Below are 4,111 nucleotides of genomic sequence, written 5' to 3' on the forward strand. Positions count from 1 at the left end.
TATAGATTCCTTATATGTAATAAGTAATAAAAAAATAATTGGTACTTTATCGACAAGTGATATTAGACGGGCTTTGATATATGGTGATGTAACTAATAATGATCAAGTTATAAAGGTAATAAATAAGAATTTTCATTATTTGGAATATTTGAAACAGTATAGCAAAGATGAGCTACTGAAACTACTTAGATATGGTATTTTACCAGTATTAAATGAGGATTTTGAATTTATAGAGTTTAAGAGTGTTAAGCAAATGCTAACCAAAAACAACATAGTTGTTTTGATGGCTGGTGGTTTAGGTAGTAGACTTGGTAAAATTACAGAAAAAATACCTAAGCCAATGTTAAGCATTGGTGGAAAGCCAATACTTCAAACTATCATAGAACAATTTAAAACATATATGTTTTCTAATTTTTATATAAGTGTTAACTATATGGCTGACCAAATCATTGACTTTTTTAATAATGGAAATACATTGGATGTTAATATAAAGTATTTAGTTGAAAAGCAAAAATTAGGAACAGCTGGGTGTCTTTGTATGCTTGACAAGGATAGTATTAGTGAGCCATTTATTTTAATGAATGGTGATATATTGACTAATGTAAATTTTGAAGATATTTTAAATTTTCATGAAACAAACAAATACGATGTAACAATTGCCACAATATCATATAACATTCAAATACCTTATGGAGTTATATCAAAAGAAGGCAATACTGTGCGTGATATAATAGAAAAACCGATAAAAACATATGAAACTAGTGCAGGTATATATGTTTTAAGCCCAAATGTTTTAAAATATGTTCCAGATAATGAAAAATATGATATAACTAGCCTTTTTGATGAATTAATAAAAGATGGTAAAAAAATAGGAACTTATAAAATTAATGGGTATTGGCTAGACATAGGAAAACCAGATGATTTTTATAAAGCCCATCAAGATTTTGCTTGCATGTTTCAGTAATAATATAGATAAAGGGATAACAAATGATTAGCAATTTTGATAAGTCAAATATTTTAAGAAAAAAGGCCTCTTTTTTAATACCAGGAGGAGCACATACCTACAGCAAGGGCGATGATCAATTCCCTCAGTTATCTCCGCACTCTATTGTCAAAGGCAAAGGTGCAAGAATATGGGATGTAGATGGTAATGAGTTTATTGATTGGGGAATGGGATTAACGTCTGTACTGCTAGGACATGCGTATGATCCAATACTTGATGTTGTAAAAAAAGAACTAGACAATGGTTGTAATTTTATAAGACCTTCGTTTCTAGAAGCAGAAGTTGCTGAGTTGATATCAAATCAAATTCCATCTGCAGAAATGGTTAAATTTGGTAAAAATGGTTCTAATGCCACTACTGCAGCCGTAAAACTTGCTAGGGCATATACAGGAAAAGAAATAGTATTAAGATGTTTTGATCAACCATTTTTTTCAATAGATGATTGGTTTATAGGTGATACTGAAATATCTAGCGGTGTTACACAAAGAACAAAATCTGAAACCAAACATTTTAAATATAATGATTTGGATGATTTAAAAAATAAAATAGATGAATATAAAAAGGCAGGTATAGCTTGCGTTATATTGGAACCGGCTGCCACAGAGGAGCCTAAAGAAGGTTATTTGCAAAATGTTAAGGATTTGTGTGAAAAAGAGGGAATTGTTTTAATATTTGACGAAGTTGTGAGCGGTTTTAGATTTCATCCAAGAGGTGCTCAATATTTATATGGAGTGACCCCGCACTTGTCTACTTTTGGTAAAGCAATAGCAAATGGTTTTTCTATTTCGGCTCTGGTCGGTAGACGAGATATTATGAAACTTGGTGGGCTAGAGCATGATCAAGAGCGTGTTTTTCTACTCTCTACCACTTATGGTGGCGAGACTCATCATTTAAGGGCTGCTCAAAAAAATATAGAAATATTAAATCAAAACAACTATGAGGTCACAAAGTATATTTGGGGTGTTGGGAAAAAAATAAAAGATAGTTTTAATAGTATTGCTGAAAAGTATTCTATTCAGGAATATGCCAAAATAATGGGAGTTGATTGCAGGCCATATTTTTATTTTAAAGATAATTTTATGAGAACACTTTTTCAGCAAGAAATGATAAAAAATGGAGTTTTAGCGCAATCAATCAATCCATCTTTTTCGCATAGAGATAGTGAAATTTCTCAAACAATTGAGGCATTTGAGAGGTCTTTAAAGTTGTTGGCTTTGGCTATAGAAACAAATAAGGTTAACGATTTGTTAGTTGGGCCACCCGTCAAACCAGTGTTTAGAAAATTTAACTAAAAGTAAAATTTATATAAGGAACAGCAGTGTTAAAAGATAAAGTAGTTGTCGTTACTGGTGGAGCTGGACTTATTGGTAAGGAATTTATAAAAGCTATTGTTGAAAATAATGGCATAGCTATCATCGCGGATATAAATGAAAAAATAGGACAAGAGGCAAAAGAGGCGCTATCTAAAGAGCTAAATTCAAAAAATATAGACTTTGTGAAGCTCGACATCACGTCTAAAGACTCTTTGGAGGCTTGTATAAAATATTTGCATGATAAGTATAAAAGGATAGATGCACTAGTAAATAATGCATACCCTCGAAACAAGAACTATGGAAGGCACTTTTTTGATGTTGAGTATAGTGACTTTATAGAAAATTTGGGACTAAATTTGGGTGGTTATTTTGCCGCATCTCAGCAGTTTGCAAGATATTTTAAAGAGCAAGGATATGGAAATATCATAAATATATGCTCGATCTATGGCGTGGTTGCTCCAAAATTTGAAATATATAACAACACAACAATGACTATGCCGGTTGAATATGCTGCCATAAAATCAGGGCTTATACACCTTACTAAATATATGGCAAAGTATTTTAAAGGGATGAATATAAAGGTAAATGCGCTAAGTCCTGGCGGTATATTTGATAACCAGCCAGAGCCGTTTTTGGAAAAATATAAAGATCAGTGCCTAAACAAGGGTATGTTAAACAATAGTGACTTAAAAGGCACCTTGGTGTATCTGCTAAGCGATATGAGTAGGTATGTAAATGGTCAAAATATCGTAGTTGACGATGGATTTAGCATATGATAGTGCGCTATAAAGAGGATCGTGAGAATTTTGAAGCTAGATGGCAGGAATATATCTTAGAAAATATTCACAGCCCAAGATATCTAAGCTCATATCTGGACTACATGAAATTTTATTCCAAAGATATACTTAGTGATGAAAGCTTTGTGGTTGTTGAGAGCAACAAGTGTGTTGGAATTTGTTTTTTGCCAGTAGAGCAAGCAAATAGCGTTGTCTCTATATCTTTGTCTGGATATTTTACAGTTGCTCCGCTTGCGATAAGCGATAGAGTTTATGACATAGTTTTTAAAGAAATTTTTGAGATAAGTAAAAACTATAATGTTGGCAAGATAATGTTTTATTTGGACTCTTTGGTTATGGAGTTTTTTAACAAATATAACTTTCTTATCAAATATGGCTTTATAGATGCTACTGGAAGCAACTGCGTGCTTGATCTTTGTAGTGAAAAAAGTACTTTGTGGACAAGATTAAGAAAGTGTTATAAGCCGTTAATAAATGGAATTTTTAAAAATAGTGAATATGATTTTGTTGTAGTATCTAAAGAAAATCCAAGCTACGAAATCCATGAGGCATATAGAGAGCTTCACAAAAAGGCTGCTGGTAGAGAAACAAGACCTAAAACAACCTTTGATAAGCAGTATGAAATGCTACAAAATGGCAATGCTACTATTATAGGATTAAGATATAAAGGCCAATTTATAGGTCTTTGCTATTTTTTACATACGAGCGAAGTTGTTGTATATATGAGCGGTACGGATGATCCAGAATTTACAAATATGAGAATTCCTATATATCACGCTATTTTGCAAAAAGCTACCGAGTATTTTCATGATATGGGTTTTAAGCATATGGAGTACTCTCAGCCTGCAGGGTATAACTTAGTGGATGGTTTTTTAGACTATTTAGACGAAAAACAGATAAATATAGCACATTTTAAAAGAGGTATGGGTACAAAAATGGTGCCACTATTTCGGGGTGTAAAATACTTTGATAAAAATTTACTCTTAAAAGATATAGAT

Annotated in this window: 4 protein-coding genes; all 4 read left to right on the forward strand. The window is 32.2% G+C overall.

Annotation, left to right across the window (positions count from 1 at the left end; genetic code table 11):
• On the forward strand, nt 1-964 hold a 964-nt coding region (locus F3G86_RS09955), incomplete at its 5' end, for a nucleotidyltransferase family protein (protein ID WP_149723763.1).
• A 23-nt stretch (nt 965-987) separates the two neighbouring features.
• On the forward strand, nt 988-2,295 hold the full coding sequence (locus F3G86_RS09960; protein WP_149723764.1) for a glutamate-1-semialdehyde 2,1-aminomutase: 1,308 nt from the start codon (nt 988-990) through the stop codon (nt 2,293-2,295).
• A gap of 26 nt (nt 2,296-2,321) precedes the next feature.
• Complete coding sequence (locus tag F3G86_RS09965; protein ID WP_107964806.1) at nt 2,322-3,092, forward strand: oxidoreductase; 771 nt, start codon at nt 2,322-2,324, stop codon at nt 3,090-3,092.
• On the forward strand, nt 3,089-4,111 hold a 1,023-nt coding region (locus tag F3G86_RS09970; RefSeq protein WP_149723765.1), incomplete at its 3' end, for a hypothetical protein. The genes F3G86_RS09965 and F3G86_RS09970, both read left to right, overlap by 4 nt.

It is taken from the genome of Campylobacter concisus (assembly GCF_902460595.1).
GTDB lineage: Bacteria > Campylobacterota > Campylobacteria > Campylobacterales > Campylobacteraceae > Campylobacter_A > Campylobacter_A concisus_BL.